Below are 1,041 nucleotides of genomic sequence, written 5' to 3' on the forward strand. Positions count from 1 at the left end.
GAAAGACGATGTATAGGGGCTGACACCTGCCCGGTGCTGGAAGGTTAAGGGGAAGGGTTAGCGCAAGCGAAGCTCTGAACTTAAGCCCCAGTAAACGGCGGCCGTAACTATAACGGTCCTAAGGTAGCGAAATTCCTTGTCGGGTAAGTTCCGACCCGCACGAAAGGTGTAACGACTTGGGCACTGTCTCAACAAGGGATCCGGTGAAATTGTAGTACTCGTGAAGATGCGAGTTACCCGCGACAGGACGGAAAGACCCCGTGGAGCTTTACTGTAGGCTGACATTGGATTTTGGTATTGCTTGTACAGGATAGGTGGGAGACTTGGAAACCAGGGCGCCAGCTTTGGTGGAGTCAACCTTGGGATACCACTCTTGCAATGCTGAAATTCTAACCAGAGGCTGTGAATCCAGTCTTGGGACACTGTCAGTTGGGCAGTTTGACTGGGGCGGTCGCCTCCTAAAGAGTAACGGAGGCGCTCAAAGGTTCCCTCAGCACGGTCGGAAATCGTGCGAAGAGTGTAAAGGCAGAAGGGAGCTTGACTGCGACACCTACAAGTGGAGCAGGAAGGAAACTTGGACTTAGTGATCCGGTGGCTTCCAAGTGGAAGGGCCATCGCTCAACGGATAAAAGCTACCCCGGGGATAACAGGCTTATCTCCCCCAAGAGTCCACATCGACGGGGAGGTTTGGCACCTCGATGTCGGCTCGTCTCATCCTGGGGCTGGAGTAGGTCCCAAGGGTTGGGCTGTTCGCCCATTAAAGAGGCACGCGAGCTGGGTTCAGAACGTCGTGAGACAGTTCGGTCCCTATCCGTCGTGGGCGTAGGAAATTTGAGAGGAGCTGTCCCTAGTACGAGAGGACCGGGATGGACAGACCGCTGGTGCATCAGTTGTCTCGCCAGAGGCACAGCTGAGTAGCTACGTCTGGAAGGAATAAGTGCTGAAGGCATCTAAGCACGAAGTCCCCCTCAAGATGAGATTTCCCACTTTTTAAGGTAAGACTCCAAGTAGACCACTTGGTTGATAGGTCCCAGGTATAAG

Annotated in this window: 1 rRNA gene; it reads left to right on the forward strand. The window is 53.7% G+C overall.

Going from position 1 to position 1,041, the window contains the following annotated elements:
• Positions 1-1,041: ribosomal RNA gene (locus BUA21_RS00005) — 23S ribosomal RNA — on the forward strand; the annotation flags it as partial.

This window comes from Sporanaerobacter acetigenes DSM 13106 (assembly GCF_900130025.1).
Taxonomy (GTDB): domain Bacteria; phylum Bacillota; class Clostridia; order Tissierellales; family Sporanaerobacteraceae; genus Sporanaerobacter; species Sporanaerobacter acetigenes.